This is a genomic window from Enterobacter genomosp. O (assembly GCF_001022965.1).
In the GTDB taxonomy this organism is placed as follows: domain Bacteria; phylum Pseudomonadota; class Gammaproteobacteria; order Enterobacterales; family Enterobacteriaceae; genus Enterobacter; species Enterobacter cloacae_L.
The window spans coordinates 346,066-371,148 of sequence record NZ_LECZ01000027.1 but is presented as its reverse complement, the minus strand read 5'-3'; the positions used below and the strand labels follow the sequence as shown (position 1 = coordinate 371,148).

General features: G+C 57.9%; 21 protein-coding genes. 10 read left to right on the top strand and 11 right to left on the bottom strand.

Going from position 1 to position 25,083, the window contains the following annotated elements; translation table 11 throughout:
• The first annotated feature begins 125 nt into the window (after nt 1-125).
• Both ABR39_RS20595 and ABR39_RS20590 read left to right on the top strand, forming a co-directional pair.
• Nucleotides 126-809, top strand: a complete 684-nt coding sequence (locus ABR39_RS20595) for a copper/silver response regulator transcription factor (protein WP_047348478.1) — start codon at nt 126-128, stop codon at nt 807-809.
• Nucleotides 799-2,253: a Cu(+)/Ag(+) sensor histidine kinase gene (locus tag ABR39_RS20590; protein WP_047348477.1), complete on the top strand. Its 1,455-nt coding sequence runs from the start codon at nt 799-801 to the stop codon at nt 2,251-2,253. The genes ABR39_RS20595 and ABR39_RS20590 overlap by 11 nt, the downstream gene beginning before the upstream one ends.
• Before the next feature lie 4 nt (nt 2,254-2,257).
• Here the strand turns inward: ABR39_RS20590 and ABR39_RS20585 are convergent, their stop codons facing one another.
• Nucleotides 2,258-3,163: a LysR family transcriptional regulator gene (locus ABR39_RS20585; protein ID WP_047348476.1), complete on the bottom strand. Its 906-nt coding sequence runs from the start codon at nt 3,161-3,163 to the stop codon at nt 2,258-2,260.
• Between the two features lie 117 nt (nt 3,164-3,280).
• Between ABR39_RS20585 and ABR39_RS20580 the strand changes: the two genes are divergently transcribed.
• On the top strand, nt 3,281-4,681 hold the full coding sequence (locus tag ABR39_RS20580; RefSeq protein ID WP_047348475.1) for an MFS transporter: 1,401 nt from the start codon (nt 3,281-3,283) through the stop codon (nt 4,679-4,681).
• Between the two features lie 84 nt (nt 4,682-4,765).
• Here ABR39_RS20580 and ABR39_RS20575 read toward each other — a convergent pair whose 3' ends face one another.
• From ABR39_RS20575 to ABR39_RS20565, 3 genes are read right to left on the bottom strand one after another with little or no spacing between them, the layout of a single operon-like run.
• Nucleotides 4,766-5,761: a DUF2891 domain-containing protein gene (locus tag ABR39_RS20575; RefSeq protein WP_047348474.1), complete on the bottom strand. Its 996-nt coding sequence runs from the start codon at nt 5,759-5,761 to the stop codon at nt 4,766-4,768.
• A 9-nt stretch (nt 5,762-5,770) separates the two neighbouring features.
• Nucleotides 5,771-6,757: a DUF979 domain-containing protein gene (locus ABR39_RS20570; RefSeq protein ID WP_047348473.1), complete on the bottom strand. Its 987-nt coding sequence runs from the start codon at nt 6,755-6,757 to the stop codon at nt 5,771-5,773.
• Nucleotides 6,754-7,476, bottom strand: coding sequence for a DUF969 domain-containing protein (locus tag ABR39_RS20565; protein WP_008501655.1), 723 nt, complete (start codon nt 7,474-7,476; stop codon nt 6,754-6,756). The genes ABR39_RS20570 and ABR39_RS20565 overlap by 4 nt, the downstream gene beginning before the upstream one ends.
• Before the next feature lie 200 nt (nt 7,477-7,676).
• Between ABR39_RS20565 and ABR39_RS20560 the strand changes: the two genes are divergently transcribed.
• Nucleotides 7,677-8,222, top strand: a complete 546-nt coding sequence (locus ABR39_RS20560) for a winged helix DNA-binding protein (protein ID WP_047348472.1) — start codon at nt 7,677-7,679, stop codon at nt 8,220-8,222.
• Nucleotides 8,223-8,224: 2 nt separating this feature from the next.
• Here ABR39_RS20560 and glgX read toward each other — a convergent pair whose 3' ends face one another.
• From glgX to treZ, 3 genes are read right to left on the bottom strand one after another with little or no spacing between them, the layout of a single operon-like run.
• Nucleotides 8,225-10,300 carry a glycogen debranching protein GlgX gene (gene glgX / locus ABR39_RS20555; RefSeq protein ID WP_047348471.1) on the bottom strand — a complete coding sequence of 692 codons (2,076 nt, stop codon included), beginning with the start codon at nt 10,298-10,300 and terminating at the stop codon, nt 8,225-8,227.
• A gap of 16 nt (nt 10,301-10,316) precedes the next feature.
• Nucleotides 10,317-12,785, bottom strand: coding sequence for a malto-oligosyltrehalose synthase (treY, locus tag ABR39_RS20550; protein WP_047348470.1), 2,469 nt, complete (start codon nt 12,783-12,785; stop codon nt 10,317-10,319).
• On the bottom strand, nt 12,782-14,569 hold the full coding sequence (treZ, locus tag ABR39_RS20545; protein WP_047348469.1) for a malto-oligosyltrehalose trehalohydrolase: 1,788 nt from the start codon (nt 14,567-14,569) through the stop codon (nt 12,782-12,784). Before treZ ends, treY begins: the two co-directional genes overlap by 4 nt.
• A 132-nt stretch (nt 14,570-14,701) precedes the next feature.
• Between treZ and ABR39_RS20540 the strand changes: the two genes are divergently transcribed.
• Together ABR39_RS20540 and ABR39_RS20535 are read left to right on the top strand one after the other, a co-directional pair.
• Complete coding sequence (locus ABR39_RS20540; protein WP_047348468.1) at nt 14,702-15,229, top strand: GNAT family N-acetyltransferase; 528 nt, start codon at nt 14,702-14,704, stop codon at nt 15,227-15,229.
• 66 nt (nt 15,230-15,295) lie between these two features.
• Nucleotides 15,296-16,036, top strand: a complete 741-nt coding sequence (locus ABR39_RS20535; RefSeq protein ID WP_047348467.1) for a 5'-nucleotidase, lipoprotein e(P4) family — start codon at nt 15,296-15,298, stop codon at nt 16,034-16,036.
• A 98-nt stretch (nt 16,037-16,134) separates the two neighbouring features.
• Here the strand turns inward: ABR39_RS20535 and ABR39_RS20530 are convergent, their stop codons facing one another.
• From ABR39_RS20530 to ABR39_RS20520, 3 genes are all read right to left on the bottom strand, one after another.
• Nucleotides 16,135-17,493: a NosD domain-containing protein gene (locus ABR39_RS20530; RefSeq protein ID WP_047348466.1), complete on the bottom strand. Its 1,359-nt coding sequence runs from the start codon at nt 17,491-17,493 to the stop codon at nt 16,135-16,137.
• Nucleotides 17,494-17,536: 43 nt separating this feature from the next.
• Entirely contained in the window at nt 17,537-18,925 is a 1,389-nt protein-coding gene (locus ABR39_RS20525; protein ID WP_047348465.1) for a glycoside-pentoside-hexuronide (GPH):cation symporter, read from the bottom strand.
• Nucleotides 18,926-19,023: 98 nt separating this feature from the next.
• On the bottom strand, nt 19,024-20,034 hold the full coding sequence (locus ABR39_RS20520) for a LacI family DNA-binding transcriptional regulator (protein WP_047348464.1): 1,011 nt from the start codon (nt 20,032-20,034) through the stop codon (nt 19,024-19,026).
• Between the two features lie 252 nt (nt 20,035-20,286).
• Here ABR39_RS20520 and ABR39_RS20515 point away from each other — a divergent pair, with 252 nt between their 5' ends.
• Nucleotides 20,287-21,273, top strand: coding sequence for an MBL fold metallo-hydrolase (locus ABR39_RS20515; protein ID WP_047348463.1), 987 nt, complete (start codon nt 20,287-20,289; stop codon nt 21,271-21,273).
• 1 nt (nt 21,274) lies between these two features.
• On the top strand, nt 21,275-22,186 hold the full coding sequence (locus ABR39_RS20510) for a LysR family transcriptional regulator (protein ID WP_047348462.1): 912 nt from the start codon (nt 21,275-21,277) through the stop codon (nt 22,184-22,186).
• On the opposite strand, the gene ABR39_RS20505 is transcribed toward ABR39_RS20510, so the two are convergent.
• Nucleotides 22,177-23,061, bottom strand: coding sequence for a LysR substrate-binding domain-containing protein (locus ABR39_RS20505; protein WP_047348461.1), 885 nt, complete (start codon nt 23,059-23,061; stop codon nt 22,177-22,179). The two genes, ABR39_RS20510 and ABR39_RS20505, sit on opposite strands and share 10 nt — an antisense overlap.
• 112 nt (nt 23,062-23,173) lie before the next feature.
• On the opposite strand from ABR39_RS20505, the gene ABR39_RS20500 reads away from it, so the two are divergent.
• Nucleotides 23,174-24,661 carry a UbiD family decarboxylase gene (locus tag ABR39_RS20500; RefSeq protein WP_047348460.1) on the top strand — a complete coding sequence of 496 codons (1,488 nt, stop codon included), beginning with the start codon at nt 23,174-23,176 and terminating at the stop codon, nt 24,659-24,661.
• Between the two features lie 131 nt (nt 24,662-24,792).
• Nucleotides 24,793-25,080: a VF530 family DNA-binding protein gene (locus tag ABR39_RS20495; RefSeq protein WP_047348459.1), complete on the top strand. Its 288-nt coding sequence runs from the start codon at nt 24,793-24,795 to the stop codon at nt 25,078-25,080.
• Nucleotides 25,081-25,083 lie beyond the last annotated feature (3 nt).

The window sequence follows — 25,083 nt, the reverse complement described above, 5'->3', positions numbered from 1 at the left end:
CTCTACTGAACGCATCCTGTTTGACGGGTGACAGGATAATGACAATGTTGTCATTTATGGCGTAAGTCATTGTTAACGGTCGCGGGCGCAATAGAATGTCAGCAGCAGCCAGTCAGGGGAGCAAGATGAAAATACTGATCGTTGAAGATGAAAAGAAAACCGGTGAGTACCTCAGCAAGGGGCTCACTGAGGCGGGGTTTGTCGTGGACCACGCGGACAACGGCCTGACCGGATACCACCTCGCCATGACCGCGGACTATGACCTGCTGATTCTGGACATCATGCTGCCCGACGTGAACGGCTGGGATATCGTCCGCATGCTCCGCTCCGCCGGCAAAGGGATGCCCATCCTGCTGCTGACGGCGCTCGGCACGATTGAGCACCGGGTTAAGGGGCTTGAGCTGGGCGCGGACGATTACCTGATAAAGCCGTTTGCCTTTGCTGAGCTGCTCGCCCGGGTCAGAACGCTGCTAAGGCGCGGGAATACGGTGATTGCACAAAGCCAGCTTCAGGCGGCTGACCTGACGGTTGACCTGGTGTCGAGAAAGGTGAACCGGGCGGGCAATCGCATCCTGCTCACCAGCAAGGAGTTCAGCCTGCTGGAGTTTTTCATGCGTCATCAGGGCGAGGTGCTTCCCCGCTCCCTGATTGCCTCCCAGGTGTGGGACATGAATTTTGACAGCGACACGAACGCGATTGACGTGGCGGTAAAGCGCCTGCGCGCGAAAATCGATAACGACTATGAACCGAAGCTGATCCAGACGGTGCGCGGCGTGGGCTATATGCTGGAGGTGCCGGATGCCCGTTAAGCTCCCCAGGCGCCCTTTTTCTCTCGCCCTGCGGCTGACCTTTTTCATCAGCCTCTCCACGATCCTGGCCTTCTTCGCCTTTACCTGGTTTATGCTGCATTCCGTTGAAAAACACTTCGCCGAGCAGGATATCAGCGACCTGCAGCAAATCAGCACCGCGATGCACCGCATACTGCAATCCCCGGCCGATCCCGACCAAAAGAAAATCAGTAAGATCAACGAGTCGATCGCCAGCTACCGCAACGTTGCCGTTCTGCTTCTGGATCCGCAGGGAAATACCCTGTTCAGCTCGGCGCAGGGGGCGGCATTGCGCCCTGCGATGAACGCGGCGAACTTTAGCCAACACCGGCAGGCACGGGACGTATTTCTCTGGACGGTCGGGGGCCAGGCTCCGGCCATGCATGCCGGGTCCGACATGAAGATGGAAACCTACCGGATTATCGCCTCTTCAGGGACGGCGACGCTACAGGGCAAAACGCAGAATTACGTCATGCTGATCGGGCTCTCCATTAATTTCCATTTGCATTACCTTGAGGCGCTGAAAAAGAATCTGTTCGCGATCGCCGCGGTGATTAGCGTGCTGATTGTGCTCGTCATTCGAATCGCGGTTCGCCAGGGGCATTTACCCCTGCGTAACGTCAGCACCGCCATTAAAAATATCACCTCCGAAAATCTGGATGCACGGCTGGAGCCGTCCCGCGTCCCCGTTGAGCTGGAGCAGCTGGTTATCTCGTTCAACCATATGATGGGGAAAATAGAAGATGTCTTTACCCGGCAGGCTAATTTTTCCGCCGATATCGCGCACGAAATCAGAACGCCGATCACCAACCTGGTGACGCAAACGGAAATTGCGCTGAGCCAGCACCGGACGCAGAAGGAGCTGGAAGACGTGCTGTACTCCAGCCTGGAGGAGTACAGCCGGATGACCCGGATGGTCAGCGACATGCTCTTCCTGGCGCAGGCGGATAACAATCAGCTGATCCCTGACCGGGTGATGTTTGACCTCGGCGCAGAGGTGATGAAAGTCTTCGACTTCTTCGAGGCCTGGGCGGAAGAGCGCAACGTCACGCTGGCGTTTAACGGGGTGCCCTGCCTGATAGAAGGCGACCCGCAGATGTTCAGACGCGCCATCAATAACCTGCTATCCAACGCCCTGCGCTATACCCCAGCGGGCAAAACGGTGACGGTCTCCCTCAGAAAACGGGATAACGACGTTGAGCTGGTAACGGAAAACCCCGGCACGCCGATCCCGCAGGCGCATCTGTCGAAGCTGTTCGACCGATTTTACCGCGTCGATCCGTCCAGGCAGCGTAAGGGGGAAGGCAGCGGAATTGGGCTTGCCATCGTGAAGTCCATCGTCACCGCGCATCACGGTAAAGTCCGCGTGGAATCGGACGCGGTGTCGACGCGCTTCATCCTCACCGTGCCGGGAAAGGTTGCCTGAGCCATCAGCGCACCGCGCGGCTGACTTCCAGCACCTTCTCCCTGAGCCAGCGGTGCCCCGGGTCCCGCTCCATGCGCGGATGCCACATCTGTGAAACCGTAATCGTTCGGGTCTTAAAAGGCAGTTCAAAGACGTGCACGCGCTCGGTCATCGGCTGGTTGAGCAGGTACAGCGCCGGCACCATGGCAACCAGATCGGAGGCCAGCGCCACGGATAGCGCCGTCGGAAAACCTGGCACCACGCTGGCGACCTTGCGTTTCAGCCCGCGCTCCGCCAGCGCCTCATCGACAAACCCATGCAGCGAACCGTCCGGTGAGGCCACCACGTGGCCCCAGGCGATATACTCGCTCAGGCTGACCTCAGACTGTAATGACAGGGGATGCCCCTTGCGCACCGCGCCAACAAACCGATCCTGGAACAGCCTTTGCAGCCGTATTTCAGGCCCCATATTGCCCTGCACGCCGATTTCCAGATCGACAAGCCCCTCCCGCAAGTAGCGCGACGTTTTTTCAGGTTTCGGCGAAAAACGGATACACACCCCGGGGGCAACGCTCGCCACCGCAGCAATCAGCAGTGGCCCAAACGCCACCACAAAACCGTCGTTGGCGCGGATGGTGAACAGCCGCTCGAGGCTTTCCACCTTTAGCGCGTCGGTGGAGGGCTGGAGCACCGCCCTTGCCTCATGCACCGCGCTTCGGGCGCGGTCCCGGGTGGCTTCGGCCCAGGGCGTCAGCACCATATGACGACCGGCCCGCACCAGAATAGGATCGCCAGTCACCTCCCGCAGCCTGCTCAGGGTGCGGCTCATGGCGGAGGTGCTCAGGTTTAAGCGTCGCGCCGCGCCCGCCACGCTGGCTTCTGCCAGCAGAACGTCGAGCGCAACCAGAAGGTTAAAATCAGGGTCGGACACGGTGAATCCTCAGATAAGGCGTTATATGCAACGATTAAGTGCAAATGCTGCGTCTTCCGCCCTGTATATCGCATGATTATAGTTTCGTCATCAATATTCTTATCCGGAGTGACGACGATGACGCTATTTTCAAACCAGCCCGGCGACGAGGGTTTACCGGGGCATGAACGCGCCCGGGTCCTGGCCGCCGTCATGACCACCACGCTGATGGGCGTCTTTGACGGCACCATGATCAACATCGCGCTGCCCTCCATGGCGAGTGCAATGCAGGTCCCCGCGAACGTTGCGGTCTGGTTCGCCAACGGCTATCTGCTGTCAGCGGCAATGACGTTAGCCATCTTCGCGGCGCTGGCGGCGCGCGTGGGCTATCGCCCGGTCTTTCTGGCCGGGCTTGCCACCTTTACGCTCACCTCGCTCGGCTGCGCGCTGGCAACCACGCCGGAAATGCTAACAGGGATGCGCATTCTGCAGGGCATCGGCGGCGCGGCTACCCTGAGTATCGCCCCGGCGATCCTGCGCTCCGTTTTCCCAGGACGGCTGCTTGGCCGCATTCTGGGGCTGCACGCCCTGCTTATCGCCTCCAGCACGGCGATTGCCCCCGTGCTGGGCGGGACGATACTGGACGCGCTGAGCTGGCAGTGGCTGTTCGCCATTAACATTATTCCCGGCAGCATCGCCCTGCTGCTGGCGTGGCGGGCCCTGCCGCGGGAAACGGCTACCGACAGGGCTCCCTTTGACGCGCCGGGTGCCGTGCTTTCGGCCGTACTGTTAGGATCAGCGATCATGATGGCCAACAGCCTTCAGAGCGTGACGCAGCACGTTAGCCGGGAAGCCGTATGCTGGGGACTTCTCGCGCTGGTCAGCGCCCTCGCCTTTATCTGGCGTATCCGGCGCGCGCAGAATCCTTTACTGCCGCCGGTGATGTTCAAAAACGCCCGCTTTACCCTCGCCGCGCTGACCTCGCTGGCCTCGTTTGTGAGCCAGGGCATCACGTTTATCGCGCTGCCGTTCCTGTTTCAGAGCGTCTATGGCTACAGCCCGGTGGTCTCCGCGCTGCTGTTCACCCCGTGGCCGATCGGCATCGTGCTGATCGCGCCGCACGCGGGGCGTTGGGCAGATACGATTTCCGCACCGCTGATTTCGACCCTCGGGCTGATGATTTTTGTCGGTGGGTTGGTCCTGTTGGCGACGTTGCCGGAAAATCCTTCCGCATGGAATATCTGCTTGCGCAGTCTGGTTTGCGGGATTGGCTTCGGCTGCTTCCAGAGCCCCAATAACCGGGAAATGCTCTCTGGCGTGGCGCGGGAGCATGCCAGCTATGCCTCCGGCGTGCTGTCGATTGTGAGGACGTTCGGGCAATGTCTGGGGGCCGCCGCGGTGGGGGTACTGCTTGCGACGACCGGATCAGACCATGAGCGGGCCGTGCATTTTGCGCTGTGGATAGCCGTCCTTGCCTCGACGGGCTCGGTGTTGTTTAGCCTGAGCAGGCTGCGCCCTGCGGTGAGGGCATCAGCCTGATTTGCCCGGCGGCGGGGCCTACAACGGTGAAGAATGTAGGCCGGGTAAGCGCAGCGCCACCCGGCAAAAAGGCGACTCGTTTGTTTACTCCAGCGCCAGCAGCGCAAAGCTCGCCAGCCAGTGCCCGCCGCTGTAGTGGCTGCCGACAACGTGCTCGACGCTCGCCGTCAGGTGTTTCGCCACCGCATCACGCAGCGCCTGCTGCGCCGGGTAGTCTGACGGAAGCGCGCGGGCAATATGCTTCATGCACCACGCGCGGCTGAGGTTTAACCCGTCGAGATGGGCAATTTTCGGGTCGGTACGGTCGCTCACCTCCGCCGGGTTCATCAGTGCCGCAACGGAGCCAACCTCCGGCAGAAACGCGTCAAACCAGGCCGGGAAGTCCTTCGACACCTTGCTCATCAGCAGCGCTTCCGTCAGCGCGCCGGAAATATACTCATCACCACCGGGCTCGTAGTGCGCCGGGTAGCGCGTGTCGGCGAGGTAAAACCGCTCCGCCGCCGTCAGAATCGCCTGCTCAAGCGCGCTATCTTCCACGGCGCGGGCGTAATCGAGCGCCAGCGCGAGGGCAAACGCCGTGTTGTAATGCGTCCCGACGCGGATCGGATAGGTGAGCTTGCCGAGGTAATCCACCAGCCGGTTGCGAATGTCCTGGGTGAGCGGCTCGAGCGTCTCATACCAGCCCGCGGCCTGCGGCAGCGACGACTGCTTCAGCTCCTGGGCCAGCGCCAGCAGCCAGCCGTAGCCGTACGGGCGCTCAAACGAGGCGCGGAACGGCGCGGTGAAATAGGCCAGCTCTTTCGCCACGTTCTCTTCGGTCATGTGCTCCTCGAAAAGCCCGACGATCTCATCCCGGCACGGCAATTCTGGGTAGAGACGCACGCAGCGCAGCAGCAGCCAGTAGCCGTGCACCGCCGAGTGCCAGTCGAAACAGCCGTAGAAAATCGGGTGCAGTTCGCGGGGCGGCAGCACGTCGCCATCATCATTCAGCAGGTGCATGATGTGGTTCGGGTATTCCTGGCGCAAATAGGTCAAAGGCATGCGGGCAAACGCGTCAGCCTGATGTTGCGTTAATTCCATAACAGCTCCTTAGCGAAACACGAGGAAATACATGAGGAACACGTTCACCACCAGCAGGGTTAACGCGGTCGGGATCTGGATCTTGATCACCTGATATTTGTCCTTCAGCTCCAGCAGCGCGGCGGGAACGATATTGAAGTTCGCGGCCATCGGCGTCATCAGCGTGCCGCAATAGCCCGCGTACATGCCAATCGCCAGCAGCGGCGCCGGGTTGCCGTGATGCACGTTAATCAGGAACGGCAAGGCGATACCGGCGCTCAGCACCGGGAAGGCCGCAAAGGCGTTACCCATGATCATGGTAAACAGCGCCATACCCACGCAGTAAATCACCACCAGCATGAAGCGGTTATCCGGGTTTACAAACAGGCTCACCACCTTTTGCACCGAGTCGCCCGTGTTCGCCACCACGAAGACCCCGCCGAGCATGGCCAGCATCTGCGGCAGGATCACCGCCCAGCCGATGGTATCGACAAGGCGACGAGACTGGCGAACCGCATGCAGCGGCGTGCCTTTGGTGAGCCACCAGCCGGTGAGGATCGCCGCGACGCAAGCCACGCAAAGCGCCGCCAGGGTGAGCTGTTTCTGATCGAGCAGGAACACGCCGCCAACCGACACCCCCTTCAGGAACAGGGTGCCGACTACCGTGACCACCGGGATCATCAGGGCGGGCAGGAACAGCCAGTTTTTGAGTCGATTAGACGACGCGACGCGCTCCTCCTCGGTGGACATTTTATAGTGCCCTTTTCCGACCAGGCCAAAGCCCGCCAGCAGCGCGATAGCGATGACGCCGCCGCCGATGATGCGGTACGCCAGGGATTTACCGAGCTCCTGCACCATCAGATCGCCAAACAGGAAGATCCCGCCAAACAGGAACCAGAACAGCGCGGTGGTAAAGCGTTTAGGGTTGGCGCGATCGCGCAGGGTCATCACAACCAGCAGCATCACGACAAAGCCGATCAGGTAGTACACGCGGTTAATGCTGATAAGCGTCATCATTGCGCGGCCTCCTGCGTACCCTGCTCCGCGCGCCAGGCCATCACGTCGCGACGGATGCTGGCATCAAGGCGCAGCAGGCGCGTCATATGAATAATCAATGCTGCAATGGCGGTTGGGATGGCCCACAGGCCAATATGCAGCGGTTCGATGCCCTGAATACCGTTCTCTTTCAGGAATGCGTCAATCAGCAGCACCGCGCCAAAGGCGATAAAGATGTCTTCACCAAAGAAGACCGCAATGTTGTCGCACGCGGCTGCATGGGCTTTGATTTTGTCGCGGATGTGCTGCGGCAGCTCGCCGTATTCGTTCAGCGCCGCCCCTTCGGCCATCGGGGCCAGCAGCGGACGCACGGTCTGGGCATGGCCGCCCAGCGACATCAGCCCCAGCGCGGCCGTGCCCTCACGCGCCACGAAGTAAAGCATCAGAATGCGCGCCGAGGTGGCGCTGGCGATCTTCGCCACCCAGGCCTGCGCGCGCTCCTTAAGCCCGTAATATTCCAGCAGGCCAATCACCGGCAGGATCAGAATGAAGGTCGCCAGCGATCGGCTGTTCACGAACTTCTCGCCGAAGGTCTCCAGCAGCATGCCGAAATCCATACCGACCAGCAGGCCCGTCGCCAGCCCCGCCACCACGACCACCAGCAGCGGGTTGAAGCGCAGTGCAAAACCAATAACCACGATCGGTATCCCGATCAGCGGCAACAGCGTAGTACCGTCCATAACGTTTACCCTATCCAAAGTGAGCGTTGCGCGCCGACGGCTATTTTTTTAATTTGCGGCGAGCGATGTTGTGTTTTGTTGGCAGGTTTCGCAAAACCTGCGCTAAAAAGCTATATCTGAACCTCAAAAACATGTAAACAATTTATCAATAAAATGTTCTTATTTTATCGATGAGTTTACATTTCTGGCTAAGGAACCTTATGACCTCAGAAAAGAGTGCTACTCCCCATCACGACGATATCAACGACGGCCGGATCGTCTCCTCCCGCCATCTGGTGTCCGAGCGCTGCGCGGAGCTGTCAGAGCTGGAATACGCGCTAATCATGACCAGCAACGCCTTTAATAAATGGATGGTGCGCTGCATGACCGCAGCGGGCGAACCGGACATGGGCGCCTTTGACGTCTCGCTGCTCCATCACGTGAACCACCGCGATCGCAAGAAAAAGCTGGCCGATATCTGCTTCGTTCTCAACGTGGAAGATACCCACGTGGTGACCTATGCCCTGAAAAAGCTGGTCAAAGCGGGCTACGTGACGAGCGAGAAAGCGGGCAAAGAGCTCTTTTTCTCCACCACCGAGGAAGGGAAAGCGTTGTGCATGAAGTACCGGGACGTGCGGGAAGCGTGCTTAATTGCGATACACGCGGAGAGCGGCATTGCCGGGAAATCAATCGGAGAAACCGCGCAGCTGCTACGCACGATCTCCTCCCTGTATGACACCGCCGCGCGCGCGGCGGCATCACTCTAGGGTTAAGGACGTCTGAACAGGGTAATACTGCGTCCGGCCAGCTCGTACTCGACGGTTTCGGTGATCGCTGTCCCGGCGGCAGCGTCATCCGCCGTGGACAGTTCCAGCACCCATCCCCCCTCGCCAAACTGCGGGATCTGGAACGGCACGGTGCCTTCAAACGGGTTGAACAGCATCAGCACGTCGTGCCAGACGCCTTCCTCCTGTTTGAGATCCGGCCTGCTGATGGAAACGCCCAGCGTCGAGCCTTCATCCCACTGCTCGGCCTGCTGCGGGCCGCCTCCGGCATTGAACCAGCGGATCTCCAGCCCGTCGCGCCAGCTTTCACGACGCAGCAGCGGCTGCTGCGTGCGCAGGGCGATCAGCTTTCGGGTAAACTCGCGCAGCGCAGCGTCGTTTTCAGAAAGCCCCTTCCAGTCGATCCACGAGATCTCACTGTCCTGACAGTAGCCGTTGTTATTGCCCTTTTGCGACCGGCCAAACTCATCGCCCGCCAGCAGCATCGGCGTGCCGTGTGAAAATAAGAGCGTGGTCAGGAAATTACGCTTCTGCCGCTCGCGGGTGGCGATGATGTCCGGGTTCTCGGTTGGCCCTTCCTCGCCGTAGTTGTACGACCGGTTATCGTTGTGGCCGTCGTTGTTATCCTCGCCGTTGTCGGCGTTATGCTTTTCGTTGTATGACACCAGGTCATTCAGCGTAAAGCCGTCGTGGGCGGTGATGAAATTGACGCTGGCCCACGGACGACGCCCGCGCAGATCGTACAGATCGCCGGAGCCGAGCAGCCGCGCGGCAAAGTCCGTGGAGACGTTGTCCCCCTTCCAGTACTCGCGCACGGTGTCGCGGTATTTGTCGTTCCACTCGCCCCAGCCCGGCGGGAAACCGCCCACCTGATACCCGCCGGGGCCGATATCCCAGGGTTCGCCAATCAGCTTCAGGCGGGATAACACCGGATCCTGGGTCATGGCGTCAAAGAAACCGCCGCGCGGGTCAAACCCTTCGGGCTCGCGGCCCAGGATCGTCCCGAGGTCGAAGCGAAAACCGTCGATGTGCATCGACTCCGCCCAGTAGCGCAGGGAGTCCATCACCATCTGCAGCACGCGCGGATGCGAGGTATTGACCGTGTTTCCCGTGCCGGTGTCGTTGATGTAGTACCGGTGCTGATCGGGCAGCGTGCGGTAATAGCTGTAGTTATCAATCCCCTTAAACGAGAGCGTGGGGCCAAGCTCGTTTCCTTCCGCCGTGTGGTTATACACCACGTCCAGAATCACCTCGATGCCCGCATCATGGTACGCGCGCACCATATCGCGAAAGCCCTGGATCCCTGCCGGGCCATAGTAGCGCGACGCCGGGGCAAAAAAGCCGAGCGTGTTATAGCCCCAGAAGTTCTTCAGGCCGCGGTCGAGCAGGTGCTGGTCGTCCGGGAACCAGTGAACCGGCAGCAGCTCCACCGAGGTAATGCCCAGGCTCTTGATGTAATCCACAGAGGCTTTATGCCCCATCCCCTCAAACGTACCGCGCAGTTCGGGCGGTATGGCCGGGTTAAGCTGGGTAAAGCCTTTCACATGGCTTTCATAGACGACGGCGTGCGGCCAGGGAACGTTTGGCCGGTTTGTGTCCTGCCAGTCAAAGGCATTGGGGTCGATGACCCGGCATTTCGGCGTAAACGGCGCGCTGTCGCGCGCGTCAAAGCTCAAATCTAACTCGTCATGCCCCAGCTCATAGCCGAAATGGGCGTCGTTCCAGTCGATATCGCCCACCAGTTCGCGGGCATAGGGGTCGATAAGCAACTTATGCGGGTTGAAGCGATGGCCGTTTTCCGGGTCGTAGGGGCCGTAGACGCGATAGCCGTACAGCGCGCCGGGCTTCAGATCGGGAACGTAGCCGTGCCAGACCTCATGGGTATATTCCGGGAGTTCCAGCCGGGCGATTTCCGTTTTCCCGGACGGGTCAAACAGGCAGAGTTCCACCCGCTCGGCGTGAGCGGAGAACAGCGCAAAGTTCACCCCCTTCCCGTCGTAATTTGCACCCAACTGCTGGCCGTGACCGGCCCGAATTTCAAACCTGGTATCCTTTGACATTTTTCGTTCTCCACGGTTATTCGCAGGTAAGCAGAACCAATACACATCCCTTTTCTGGCGTTAAATCCAGCGTCTCTTGCAGAATGCGGCTTTCACCGCTGAACAGATCCCGATAGCGCTTCCCGGCCAGTTCTTCCGGTATCGCGACCCTGGTATTCACCCACAGTTTGTCGTTACCGCTGACGTCAAACACCAGACGCGGCACGGCTACAATCAGCGCCTCGTCGTCCTTAACGCGCGCGTAAACAATCAGATTCTCCTCGCGCTCGCCTGTAACCTTAAGCGGCAGCCAGTCGCCATAGCGGAAAAGCGCCGCGTAGTGCGGACGAAGCCGCAGCAGCGTGGCGGTAACGAACTGTTTCACCCGCCCGTCCCGCCAGCAGGCCGGGTCGTTAAACACGCCGGCATCCGCCGCGCTGAGGTTTTGCACCAGGGCCGGGAAGTCCGGCTCCCGGCGGTTATCCGGGTCGACAAGGCTAAAGTTAAGCGCCTCGCTGCCCTGATAGATATCCGGCACGCCGGGAGCCGTCAGCTTGATCACCGTCTGGCTGAGGCTGTTCATCAGCCCGGCCCGGATAAAGGGCTGCATCGCCTCGCTGAAATCATGCAGGAACAGGGTGTTGTCCGGGGAAAGCAGGTACCGCGCGTAGCTCAGCACCACGCTCTCATAGCTCTCGTTGCTGTCGATCCAGTCGGTGCGCTGTTTCGCCTCGCGCAGCGCCTTTTCGAGGAAGCCGAGGAAACGTTCTTCCAATGTTTTCAGCCCGTCGGCGTCGTCAGGCGACAGCGTAGCGGGCCAGACGCCCGCCAGCGCCTGATAGATCATCCAGGTATCGGCGGCGTTCGGCGCGGTACCGTCGTTGAGAAAACGCACCTGGGTCTGGTTCATCTGTCGCCAGCGGGCCAGGTTTTCCCCCCACTGTTCCGGGGCTTCCGTCAGGGTGTAAAGACGCGCCCGGGCGTCTTCCCCGCGCTTGGTGTCGTGCGTGGAGGTGCCCAGCAGCGCGTCGGGCTGGCGGGCGAGGCGAATGCGCATCTCCTGGTGAAAGCGCGATAGCGAGAACGCGCGCGGCGTCGGGTCGGCGCCCACTTCATTAAGCGCCAGCTCCAGGTTGTGGCGAAAGAACAGCGTGTCCTCCACCGACTTCGCCATCAGCGGCCCGGTAAGCTGCTGGAAGCGGGTTCTGAAAAGCGCGGCGGACTCGCGGCACGCGTCCGGCAGATCGCCGGTAAGAATGCGCACAATCAGGCTCAGCGCCGCTTCGGAAGTCTCCACGCTGGCGACCACGCGGTTGAGCAGCGCCACGTCCGGCGGGGTTAATCCCTCGGGGGTGCCGTAGGTGCGGTAGACCGGAAAGGCGATAAGCAGCTCGCGCAGCGCGTGGCGGATCTCGTCGCGCGGCAGCGCAACGTCATTGCACTGGGCCAGATCGGCCGCAATGGTTAACAGCGTGGTGAATTCGCCCTCAAAATTACGATCGGTCATCAGGCCTTTGGCATCGCGCAGCTCGGCGTGGCGATCGACCGTGCTCCCCAGCGTCTCGTCGTGGATTTTCTCCAGGCGCGGCAGGTTAGCGTCGTCGACCAGCACCTCCGCCAGCGAGGCGATAAACTCGTAGCCGGTGGTGCCGGAGATCGGCCAGTCTGCGGGAAGCTGCTCTCCCTTCGCGAGAATTTTTTCGACCGTAATGTAGCAGTCGGGTCCGGCTTCCTGCCGCAGACGCTGCAGATAGCCCAGCGGATCGGCCAGGCCGTCGACATGGTCGATTCGCAGGCCGTCCACCACGCCCGCGTGGACCAGCTCCAGGATGAGACGGTGCGTATCGTCGAAGACCGCCTCATCTTCTACCCGAACGCCGACCAGCCCGGTTATTTCAAAGAAGCGCCGCCACGAGAGCTGCTTCGGCGCTTCCCGCCAGGACATCAGGCGCCAGCTTTGCGCGTCGTGCAGCTCGGCAATGCTCTTCTCCTCGCTGTACGTGCCGGGGTTGAGCGGATACTCGGCGTCATAGTAAACCAGCGCGGCCTTATTCGTGACAGGGTCACGTTTTAGCGTGATGGCCCCCTTCTCCAGCTCCGCCTCAAAGGTGTCGCCGAGAAACGGCAGCGTGAGCGGCCGCGACCAGTCGATATCGAAATAGCGGGCGTAGCGGCTTTCCCTGCCGTGCTCAATCACGTCCCGCCACCAGGCGTTTTCCAGCGAGGTGGACATATGGTTCGGGACGATATCCAGAATCAACCCCATGCCGGCCTGTCTGAGCGCCGCGGCCATGCGGTCAAACCCCTCTCGTCCGCCGATGGCGGGGTCAATTTCATTCGGGTTGGTCACGTCATAGCCGTGGGTCGACTCTTTTGTGGCGGTAAACACCGGCGAGGCGTAGAGGTGGCTGATGCCAAGGTCCTTCAGATACGGCACCAGCGCGACGACGCGGTCAAAGGTCATGCCATTACGAAACTGAATACGGTACGTAGCGGAAGGGATCATAACGATGCTTCTCCATCAGCAAAGCGAACGACAATACCGTTCGGGGGTAAAACGTCGTGGTTCTCCGGCCAGGCAAAGCGCGTCTCCCCCGCAAGAGCGGGCAGCGCGACGGGCTTCGCTCCAATATTGAGCGCCAGAGAGAGCGTTCCCGACGGGAAGCGCCAGCTCACCGCCACCATGCCGGGCGCGGTGCTGAGCACCTGGCCCTTAACCGCGCCGCCCTGATGCAGAAGCGGAACGATATAGCGATGGCGCAGCGTCAGCAGGTGGCGGGTGTAGCGCAGCCACGTTTTGCCCTCGTCGGTGGCGATTTTGTTCCAGTCGAGTTTTGAGCGGTTAAACGTGTTCACGTCGTTCGGGTCGGGTACGGCCTCATCGTGCCCGGCGTGGCCGGTAAACTCCTTCGCGCGCCCTTCCCGCACCGCCTTTGCCAGATCGCCGTGAAAATCGGTGAAGAACAGGAACGGATGCGTTTCGCCAAACTCCTCGCCCATAAACAGCAGCGGGATATGGGGGGAAAGCAGCAGCGCGGCAAGCAGCACCCGCGTCCTGTCGGCACCCGCCAGGGTGATAAGCCGCTCGCCCTGCGCGCGATTCCCGGTCTGGTCGTGGTTTTGAATAAAATCGACGAAGAACTGCGGAGGCTGCGTGTAGCACTCCACCCCGCGGGACTCACCGGTTTGTAAAGACACCTCGCCCTGGTAGACAAACCCTTCGGCCAGCGCCCGGGCGAATTTTTTCTCCGGTTCAAAGGCAAAATCCTGGTAGTACGCGTGGGTCTCGCCGGTGGCAAATACGTGGGCGGCATTGTGAAAGTCGTCGTTCCACTCGGCGGTGAACAGCGGCGTATTGCCCTGTTCATCCCGCGGGTGCAGGAAAATCACGTTGCGGCTGTCTTCCGTGGTCAGGTGAACGTGTCGGTGCGGGATCGCCGCGCGGATCTTTTCGGCTATCTCCTGAAGAACGTGCGTATCCGAGGTATCTTTAATCTGGTCGATGGCATCAAAGCGCAGGCCATCCAGACGATATTCCGTCAGCCAGTAGAGCGGCGCGTCGGTAATGTACTGCCTGACCGGCTCCACCTCATAGGCAATGCCGTTGCCCCAGGGCGTCGTGCGATCGGCATCGAAAAACGCCGGCGACAGCAGCGGCAGATAGTTTCCTTCCGGGCCAAAGTGGTTAAGCACGATATCCAGCACCACGGAAAGCCCAAGGCCGTGCGCGGCGTCAATAAACGCGTGAAAATCCTCCGGCGTGCCGTAGGCGGCGTGCGGGGCATACAGCAATACGCCGTCATACCCCCAGCCGCGGGAGCCGCCAAACTGGGAGACGGGCATCACTTCAAGCTGGGTGATCCCGAGCTCTGCCAGATAAGGCAGCTTGTCGATGGCCGCCCGGAAGGTGCCCTCCGGGGTGAAGGTGCCGATATGCAGTTCGTAAATGACCGTCTCTTCCCACGGACGCCCTGCCCAGTCCCGGTTGACGGGCAGGTAGCGTCGGGGGTCGATAACCACGGAAGGCCCGTTAACATCCCCTTTTTGGGCGCGCGACGCGGGATCGGGCACCGTCATGCCGTCCTGCAAAACAAACTGATACTCTGCGCCGTGCGCGACGCCGGGTACGTCTGCCTGGAACCAGCCATCGCCGACTGCCGTCATCGGCACGTCGGTACTGGCCAGACGAAGCGTAAGTTTTTTCTGTCCTTCTGCCCAGACGCGAAAACGGACTACGTCATCGGAAATAAACTCAGTACCCCACTGCTTTTGAAATGTCCTGAATTCCATTCATTGTCCTCGAATGACCCACATTTTACGCGGAATGAAGTACAAGCTTAGTTCAGGATTAAAAGTGTGTTAGCCCAGCGGATTTAACCGCTTCGTCTATTCTTTATGAAATAACTCACTACCGGGAATACTATGCAGATTCGAAAAGGATTAAATACTGACCTCGTCCGTCTTGAATGCTGTGACTTTTCTTTCACCATTAGCCACATTGCCCGAGAGCCGTTTATCCACTGTGATTTGCATATTGAAGCGGTCGCCGAGCCGTGGACAAAAACCTACGAGCTGGACATCCAAACCATTGAAAACCATTGCGTAAATCCGGACGCCATATTTCTTATTGCGGAAACGGACGACGGTGAAATAGCCGGATTCATTACCGCTTCAATGGGCTGGAATAAATTTATTTCAGTGGATTATATTGCCGTTGAGCGGGCAAAACGCAGAACCGGCGCCGCGCGAAAATTGATGGCCGCCGCCCACGTCTGGGCTCGCAGCGTGAATGCGGCCGGGTTACGTCTTGAGACGCAAAACGTGAACGTGTCTGCCTGTCTTTTCTACCGCCATTACGGCTTTACCCTGGGCGGATACGATCGTTATCTGTACAACGCCTTACCGGAAAAAGACGAGGTCGCTCTGTTCTGGTATTACATGCTGGCCTAGTCATATTTCTGTCATTGAACTTCACTACTCTTTGCGGATTATAAACAAGGCGTTGAGGAAAGAAGCGTGAATTTTATGGCGAAGGCATTACTGCTGGCATTACCTGTTTTAAGTACAGCGGCGACCGCCGCTGAGCGCGACCTGTGTGAACCCAAAGCGTACGAAATGGCGCTGCGCTATCAGCAGAAATCGGCAGAGATTATGGCCCTTCAGCTGCAGACGTATCGGTTTGCCACCGAGCGTTTTAACGAAAAGTTAAAAGACCTGAAAACGCCAGAAAATTACGCCGTGGTGATGGACCTGGATGAAACGGTACTGGACAACACCCCTCTGCTGGTGCGCGACGCGGAGCAGTGTCACGACTATACAAAATGGGACACCTGGAGCGACTGGGAGAAAAAGGGAAAACCTGGACTAATCCCGGGGGCGAAGGCGTTTCTTGACCATGTGAATCAAAGCAAGGTCCGCATCTACTACGTCTCGGATCGCATGCAGGAAAACAAAGCCGACACGCTGAAGACGCTAAACGCCCTCGGCCTTCCGCAGGTCTCCGAGGAAAGCGTGCTTCTGGATACGGTCAGCAAGGAAGAGCGTCGCCAGAGCATCCTCAAAAAGCAGCAGATCGTCATGCTGTTCGGCGACAGCCTGCCGGATTTCGCCGTGCAGTTTAAAAACAAAAAGCCGAGCGAGCAGCAGCGCGAGCTGGTTGAGGCCAGCAAAGCGCACTTCGGCGATGACTGGATTGTGCTGCCTAACGCCGCGTATGGCGCCTGGTCGAAAGCCACGCCGGACAGCTGGAAACCATGAATTTTTGCCGGGTGGCGCTGCGCTTACCCGGCCTACATTCTGTACGTAGGCCCGTGCAAGCGTAGCGCCGCCGGGCGATACTCACATTTTCTGGGATGCTAACACGCAGGCGTGGGCGTCGCTCTGAAGGCATTCGCGGTTTTATCCATCACGACCTGAGCGTCAGTGCCGGAATCCAGTATGGTATTTTGCACCGATGCCGTTTCAATCTGGACGGTTGTTACCGTCAGCGCTTCAAGGCCATCGGTCGTCAGTAATGCATTCACCTGGGTAGAGAAACACGCGCTGGCGTCTGCCGCTGGCTCTACGGCAGACGTTTCGGTAGTGGCGACGATATGATTGTCAGAAATATAATTTCCTTTACCCGTTACCACCCGAATAATGACCGGGGTTGCGCCCGGTGGGGTTATAAATTGCGTATCAATTGTCTCGGAAATATGGTTGGCAATGACGGAATTATTATCACCGCTGATATACAGCAGGCCATATAAATCATCTAACCCGTTATTGTAACTCTGCATTGGCCCCCACGGTTCACGCTCGCGGAAGAAATGGTTTGACGATACCAGGTTTTCAGCGCTCCCTTCTTCAAGGACCAGCATGCCCGGGTAAAACGAATGGAATCGGTTGCTACTGACCGAGGAGCGAACCACCCCGGAGAAATGCACGCTGCTTTTTCCGCGCGGGAAGATATTGTTAGCGGTAATCAACAGGCCACCGAAGTTTTCAGCGTAAACAGAGTAGCCTCTGTAGCCTGCACCAATCAGGTTATCGGTGATTTTTGAAGCCTGCCCGGCCCCACGTAGCTCAATGCAGTTACCACATTCAGCGATGAAGTTGTTATGGATAGCCAGGGCGTCGGCATTATAAATCGTCACGCCGTGCTCAAGGTAGACCAGCCCCATGCCGCTGATGCGAAAGGAGTCTTGCGCGCTGGCAATGTAAATGCCGGTCTTACCGTTAAGGTAGCTGTTCTCCGGGTCATTGCTTCCAGAACCGTCGTCAACAAAGTGCAAACCATCAATGCAGAAATCAGCAAATTCGACCGAGCTTATTCGCGGGTCACCGCTGCGTGCAACATAGAATGCGGCTCCGGCTGATTCCTCGCCTCCCTCTTCAGGTGACATATCTACCAGAATACGGCTGCCGCCCGGCCATAATTCATGCCAGTTTGGCCAGTCGCTTTCTGGCGTATTAAAGCGGATGCTGGAAGAGGTAAAACCATGCCCGGAACCCATGATTTTTAAATAACTAATATCAATGACAACCTGCGTCAGAAGATGATAATCGCCGGGTGGAATATAAATCACCGCTCCGGGTTTACCCCCTTCATTCACATCGGCGTTTGTTTGCCGGCTCTTAATATCTGCGATAATGCTATTAATCACTTCACCAATGTCATCATACGGATTACCCGTGGTCCACTCAGTGACATCGTAATAATTATTACTCGACATGTATAAAATCCTTCTGGTCTATTAATATTAAGCAGGCTTATAGCTACGCGTAAGTAGAGTTAGCTTCTAATTCACGTTTAGCGAGATCGACTTTAATTTTCTCAAGGAACGTTTGGTTGAGTTTGAAATAGCGCACTATCCATGCGCTAAAGAAATAGCTCACCATCGGCAATAGCGAAAACATCATAATAATTCCCTGGAGGGTCTGCGGATTTTGCTGCGCCTGATTCGCAACATAGCCGGTCCAGGACAGTATCCACGCGACAATAGCTCCAGCGACAGCCAGACCCATTTTCAGCATGAAAAGATTCCCGGCAAAAGAAATACCCGTCAGACGTTTACCAAACTTCCAGTCACCGTAATCGTCGACATCGGACATCATTGCCCACAAAATCGGCCCGGACTGAATCAGGTGCAGAATATTAATAACGATAAACAGCGTCAGTAGCGGCGTCAGTGAATGCGGGTCGACAAACCACAGGGCAAAGGAAAGTATGCCGAGAATAATGTTAATGATGCGAAAGAGCTTAACTTTATCAAAACGATCGGTCAGAGGTTTAGCAATGACGCTGCCCAGCATATTGCAGGCCACGCCGAGAGCCATAAAGAAGGTGATAAACCCGACGGAGGCTTGCATCACATAGGTAGCATAATAGATGGTTACCGCCCCCCGAATAAATGCTGGAAAAACGTTCAGGAAGGTAATGGTGATCATCAGCAGCCATTGGTCATTTTTAATAATGTCGTTAAGATCCTTTCTTAAGGAGTCATTGGTCTTAATCGAGACCACGCGCTCTTTGATACTTGAGAAACAGAACAAGAACATTAATGTGGCGGCGCCCCCCATGATCATCATGGTCAATTGAAAGCCAGATGCCCGATTGCCGCCTCCCAGCCAGTCGGTTAGCGGCAAAATGGAGGAGGACACAATCAGCGTGGCGAGACCATTCAGGAAGAAACGCCATGAAAGACAGCCCAGACGCTCTTTCTGATTAAGCGTAATCACGCCAGCAACCGAGCAGTACGGGATATTTATTGCTGTATAAATTAAAGACATCACCAGATAGGTAACCCATGCATAAATGATTTTCCCGTTCATGCTCAGGTCTGGCGTTGTGAACATCAACACTGCGCCCAGACCGAACGGTACGGCCATCCACAGCAGCCACGGCCGGAACTTACCCCAGCGGGTTCGGGTACGATCGCAAATTGCGCCCATGACGGGGTCGCTGAAGGCGTCAAAAATACGGATTACCAGGAAAAGGGTCCCAACAATACCGGCATCAAGGCCATACACGTCGGTATAAAACCAGGTCAGATATAGCGCCAGCACGCTCCAGATCATACATGACCCAGCATCGCCCATACCGTAGCCGATTTTTTCTTTCAGACTCAATTTTTCATAAGCGCTGTGTTTATCTGCGGCTGTCATATATATCCTTAAATATTGATAATAAATACAAAGCAAGGTTTACCCTGTGAAGCCAGGGAAACATTACCCTCTTCCAGTTGCATATGATTAATAAATACTTAAAGTGTCGTGATATTAAGGCTGATGCTGCTCTCACGGATAATCAGGCGAGAGTCGATTTCAACCATTTCGATACTTTCCTGTTTGTTGTTATTATTGACCATCTGAAATGCCAGATGCGCAATTTCACTTATCGGCTGTGCGATGCTGGTCATTTTCCTGGTCTGCGCCAGCAGCGTATTATCGAAACTGACGATGGCAATGTCCTGTGGAACGCATAAGCCCTTAGCATTCAATCCGTCAATAATATAGCTGGCTGCCACATCGTTATAGATCATCAGGCCCGTGCATACCGTTTTTCGGCTGGCTAGTTTTTCTATAATGTCGTCAAGAATACTGATATGGCCCGATATTTTTTCACCCTCACCTTTTGCTATCCAGAACTGGTTCTGTGGATTAAGTGCTATTCCGTGACTGGTGATTTTTTTACTCCAGGCGGATACTTTTCGATTGTCTACGCCCTCCTGTGCAATAAAACCTAATGCGGTATGTCCGGTCTGGATAAAATGTTCCGCAATCTTTTCCGCACCTTTGCTCTGATCGATTGACACCGAGTTAAAAAAACGGGAAACCTGCGTCACCACGGCAACCGGAATGTGTGTTGCGGTAAGCCACTGTGCAAGCTCAGCTTCCGCTTCCGTCGGAACCCACAGCAGGCTGTCAATACCCATCCCGATCAGGGTATGAACGATCTGTTTATCCTGCTGCGGCTGGTTCTGGTGCGTTTTAACGATCACCGTTTTGCCAATGTATCGCGCCTCTTCCTCAAACGTTGCCAGCAGTTCGCAGAAATGTGGGTTGACCAGATTCGGCAGCACGACGGCAATCAGGCCTGAGCATTTACCGCTTAGTTGAATCGCGCTTTTATGGGGTACATAACACAGGTAATCCATTGCATCATGTACCGCCCGACGCGTTTCGGGCACCACGCTGGGGTGATTGTTCAGCACCCGCGAGACGGTAGCTGTTGATACGCCAGCTTTTTTTGCGACATCTTTAATGGAAGCCATAGTGTTGAAACGCACCCTCTAAACAGTGACGTCACTATAAAGTGTGATAGAGGTCTAAAATGTAAGCGAGTTCACATGTTGTTTCGTTACATGAATTCCGGTTCACGCTCTCATTTTTCCATTAGCGTTGCGAAGCGTTAGCCGCCGTTTTCCCGCTGGACCTATCCATCCCGTTTATAGGTCCTATCATTATTAGGCAGGTTCTTATAATTTTACGGAGAAGTAAGATGAGCGCTTTCAAAGGAGACTCGTATGCTTACCGTGAAAAAACTTGCTCTGTCCACGCTGATTTCCAGTTCTTTGCTTTTCTATCCTGCGCTGCAGGCGTCGGCACAGACGCCCCAGCACGTCGTTAAACAACCGGCGGGCGGATACAGCGTTCAGGTCGGCGATGTGCTTGTCACCTCGTTTACCGACGGGAGCGTCGCGCAGGATCTGCACAAGCTGCTGCGCCGGACAACACCACAACAAATCGATGCACTGCTGGCGAAAAACTTCCAGACCAACCCGGCTGAGGTGTCCATCAACGCCTTCCTGATTGCGATGCCCGGACATAAAATTCTGGTGGATACCGGCTCAGGCCAGCTCTTCGGCCCCGGCAACGGCGGACGTCTGATTGAGAGCCTCGCCACGCAGGGAATTAAGCCGCAGGATATTACTGAAGTCCTGCTGACTCACGCCCACTCCGACCATTCTGGCGGCCTGGTGAAAGACGGCAAGGCGGTGTTCAGCAACGCGCGCGTTTTCGTGGGCAAACCGGACATCGACTTTTTCTTTAACGACGACAACCAGAAAAAAACCGGCTACGGCAAAAACTATTTTACCGTCGCGCAGAAGACCTTAAAGCCCTATCTTGATGCCGGCAAGGTCGTGCCGTTTAGCGGCACCTCTGAGCTGCTTCCGGGCATTACCGGCACGGTTCATCCCGGACATACGCCAGGTTCAGCGTTTTACACCCTGGAAAGCAAAGGCGAGAAGATCACCTTCGTGGGCGACATTATTCACGCCGCGGCGGTCCAGTTCCCGCAGCCTGACGTGACCATCACCTACGATGAAGATCAGAACAAAGCGGCAGGCGTGCGCCAGCACGCGTTTGCGGATTTTGTGAAAAATAAAGATCTGGTTGCCGCGCCCCACCTGCCTTTCCCGGGTATCGGCTACGTGACCAAAGGCGAAAGCGGCGGCTATGCCTGGGTCCCGGTAACCTATACCAACCGGGACGCCAGCGGCGCGAAATAAGATGACGCGGGTATCTGAGATGGACATAGACCTGCTCCTGACCCTGGACGCCCTGCTCCAGGACAGGAACATCACCCATGCGGCCGCGCGGCTCGGCATCAGCCAGCCTGCGATGTCCGCCCGTCTCGCGCGCCTGCGCTCGCTCTTTGGCGAACCGCTGTTTATTCCCTCTCCGCATGGACGCGGGGTGCTCCCCACGCCGAGAGCGGAGGCGCTCAGGCCGCAGGTGGAGAGCGTGCTGCGCGGCATCAGCGCGATGTTTGCCCCCACCGCGTTCGAGGCGCAAACCAGCAGCCGGACCTTTGTTATTGCGCTGCATGAAAACCCGGCGCTGATGCTGGGCACCGGGCTGCTTAACCAGGTAGGCGCAGCAGCCCCCGGCGTTCGCCTGCGCTTTGCCCTGCCTGTGATGGCTGAACTGCCGCAGCAGCTTGAAAATGGCGATGTGGATATCTACATTGGCGTGAGCGCGGGCGCCCATGACGGCTGGGTGAGGCGCAAACTCATCGATGACGCGTTTGCCACAGCACAGCGTAAAGGCCATCCGCGCGGGACAGGTGCTTTAGATCTGGAAAGCTACTGCGCCCTTTCTCATCTGGTAGTGTCTTCGGCGGGGGATCCGTTCACCGGCTTTGTCGATCAAACCCTTGCCGGGCTGGGCCACCAGCGACACGTCGTCATGTCGACGCAGAGCTACGCCGTGGCGCCTGCGCTTGTTGCCGGTACCGACCTGGTGTGCACCCTGCCGGAACGAATGCTCAAACAGTTCGCCAGCACGCTGGATCTCTTCGCGCCGCCGCTGCCGCTCCAGCCGATTACCATCAACATGTACTGGCACCCGAAAAACAGCCATGATCCGGCGAATGCCTGGCTGCGCGAGCAGCTGCTGCAGGCCGCCGGACGTCAGGTGTGATCGAGGGTAGCCAGAAACCTTTTAAGCACCTCTGAGCGAATAATCCGGTGGCAAACCAGCGTCAGCTCGCTCTCCCGCAGCCGGTCGAGGATGTCCACGTAAACAACGTTCTCAACGATCACCGCCTTTGCCGAGGCGGGAAGCAGCGCCAGGCCAAATCCGGCAGAGACCAGGCTTATCACCGTGGGCACGTCGGTCGCGTTTTGCACCACGTCCGGCTGAAACCCCGCCCCGCTGCAGGCATCATAAAAGTACTGCTCCAGCCCCATTCCCTCCGGGTCGCGCAGGGAGATCCATTTTTCGTCCCTCACCGACGAGAGCGTCAGCGCGGATGAGCCCGCCAGCGGATGCTGGCGATACAGCGCCAGCACCGTTTTCTCCGAGGCAAACGGGCGGCTTTGCAGATCGTCAGGCAGCGACGGCAGCGGCGCCCGGATAATGGCCACGTCCAGCTGGTTGCTTTGCACGGCGGCGTAGAGCGTCTGCACATTTCCCGTCATCAGCGACATGGTGATGGCCGGCCAGCGGCTGTGCATCTGGCGCAGCGCGGCGGGCAGCCTGCCGTCGAACATCGCGCTCGACACGCACCCGAGGTTTAACACCCCCTGCTCGCCCCTTGCCGTTTGCCTGGCGTCCAGAACCGCCTGTTCGGTCAGGGAGATCGCAAGCCGGGCTTTCACCAGAAACGCTTCGCCCGCGGGCGTCAGGGTTAAGCGGCGGTTCGCCCGGCTAAAGAGCGTGACGCCTAAACGTTCCTCCAGCGCCTTTATCTGCTGGCTCAGCGCGGGCTGCGCCATGTTCAGGCGCTCTGCGGCCCGGTGCATGTGGAGCTCTTCTGCCACGACGATGAAATGGCGCATCTGACGAAACTGCACGTAACGCCTCCCTTATTGATATGAATTTACTTATCAATTTAGCAGTAATGATGCAATTGATGCTATTGGTCATTGCCATAAGAATGGAGGTATTCAACCGAGGGAGGAAAATATGGAAAACCCGATCAACGATCTCAGAAGCGCCATCGCCCTGCTGCAGAGCCATGAAGGGCAGTATATCGAAACCGATTATCCGGTCGATCCCAACGCGGAGCTGGCGGGAGTCTATCGTCATATCGGCGCGGGCGGCACGGTAAAACGTCCGACCCGCACGGGCCCGGCGATGATGTTCAACAGCGTGAAGGGCTATCCGGGCTCCCGCATCCTGGTGGGCATGCACGCCAGCCGCGAGCGCGCGGCGCTTCTGCTAGGCTGCGAGCCCTCTGAGCTGGCAAAGCACGTTGGCCAGGCGGTGAAAAAGCCGGTTGCGCCGGTTGTCGTCCCGGCGGCGCAGGCCCCGTGTCAGGAACAGGTCTTCTACGCTGACGATCCTGACTTCGATCTGCGCAAGCTGCTTCCGGCGCCGACAAACACGCCAATTGATGCCGGCCCGTTCTTCTGTCTGGGGCTGGTGCTGGCAAGCGATCCGGAAGACAGCTCGCTGACGGACGTCACCATCCACCGCCTCTGCGTTCAGGAGCGCGACGAGCTTTCGATGTTCCTTGCCGCCGGTCGCCATATCGAAGTCTTCCGCAAAAAGGCGGAAGAGGCCGGAAAACCGCTGCCGGTGACGATCAACATGGGGCTCGATCCGGCCATCTATATCGGCGCGTGCTTTGAGGCCCCCACCACGCCGTTTGGCTACAACGAGCTGGGCGTCGCCGGGGCGCTGCGCCAGCAGCCGGTGGAGCTGGTGCAGGGCGTAGCGGTAAAAGAGAAAGCCATCGCGCGGGCGGAAATCATCATTGAAGGCGAACTGCTGCCGGGCGTGCGCGTCAGGGAAGATCAGCACACCAACACCGGGCACGCGATGCCGGAGTTCCCGGGCTACTGCGGCGAGGCGAACCCGTCCCTGCCGGTGATCAAAGTGAAGGCCGTGACCATGCGACACCACGCGATCCTGCAAACGCTGGTGGGCCCGGGGGAAGAACATACCACGCTGGCCGGTTTGCCGACGGAGGCCAGCATCCGCAATGCCGTTGAGGAGGCTATTCCGGGCTTCCTGCAAAACGTCTACGCGCATACCGCGGGCGGCGGCAAGTTCCTTGGTATTTTGCAGGTGAAAAAACGCCAGCCGTCAGATGAAGGACGCCAGGGCCAGGCGGCGCTCATCGCCTTAGCCACCTATTCGGAGCTGAAAAACATTATTCTGGTCGACGAAGACGTGGATATTTTCGACAGCGACGACATCCTGTGGGCGATGACCACCCGCATGCAGGGAGATGTGAGCATCACCAACATCCCGGGGATCCGCGGCCACCAGCTGGATCCGTCGCAGTCGCCGGATTACAGCACCTCAATTCGCGGCAATGGGATTTCCTGCAAGACCATCTTCGACTGCACGGTGCCGTGGGCGCTGAAGGATCGCTTCGAACGGGCGCCGTTTATGGAGGTTGACCCGCGTCCGTGGGCGCCAGAGCTGTTCAGCGACAAAAAATAAACGCACTTTTCCCTTTTCTTCACCTCTCCGGAGGTGAAGAAACCTCACGCTAAAATTGCCGCTTCCCCTGCTTTCTTGTACCCTTTCAGCGTTTACCCCATTCCCCTGAAAATCGAGACATTCGGACGCCTATGACTGCACATATTTCCAAAGATCCTTTGCATGGCGTAACGCTGGAGATGATGGTCAACGCCCTGGTGGCGAAATATGGCTGGAGCGAGCTGGGTGACCGAATCAAAATTAACTGTTTCAGAAAAGATCCCAGCGTTAAATCGAGCCTGAAATTTCTGCGCCGTACCCCGTGGGCGCGCGCGGAGGTTGAAGCCCTGTATCTGGACTCTCTCGACGATGAGGTGAGTACTGAACAGGAGGCGCCCGCCTTTAATCCCTGGGCCAACAGTCGGATTACAAAGAGCTAATAC